Here is a 342-nt window from a genome sequence, read left to right as displayed (position 1 = left end):
TATTACGACTTCAACTGGTGGGCGAGCCTGGATGCCCAGAAGGCCCGCTTCGTCACACGATTCAAGTCCAACGTGCAGCTCAAGGTCCTGGCCCAGCGCGAGGTTCCCCAGCAAGACCGGGAAACGATCCTGCGAGACGAAGAGGTGAGCTTCTCCAACCGCAACCCAGGTGGCCGGCGGCGTAATCACTACACCCAGCCCCTGCGGCGGATCCTGGTGAACCGCCCAGGCGATGAGCCGCCTCTGAGCCTGGCGACCAACGACCTGAGCAGCCCGGCGGCAGAAATCGCCGAGCGCTATCGGGATCGCTGGCGGATCGAGCTGTTTTTCAAATGGATCAAG

Annotated in this window: 1 protein-coding gene; it reads left to right on the top strand. The window is 62.3% G+C overall.

Going from position 1 to position 342, the window contains the following annotated elements:
- Positions 1-342 (top strand): transposase (locus PSEWESI4_RS00005; RefSeq protein WP_187669143.1); only part of this gene is annotated, 342 nt, incomplete at both ends.

It is taken from the genome of Zestomonas carbonaria (assembly GCF_904061905.1).
GTDB lineage: Bacteria > Pseudomonadota > Gammaproteobacteria > Pseudomonadales > Pseudomonadaceae > Aquipseudomonas > Aquipseudomonas carbonaria.
The sequence above is the reverse complement of the archived record's forward strand: the minus strand, read 5'-3'. Positions and strand labels throughout refer to the sequence as shown.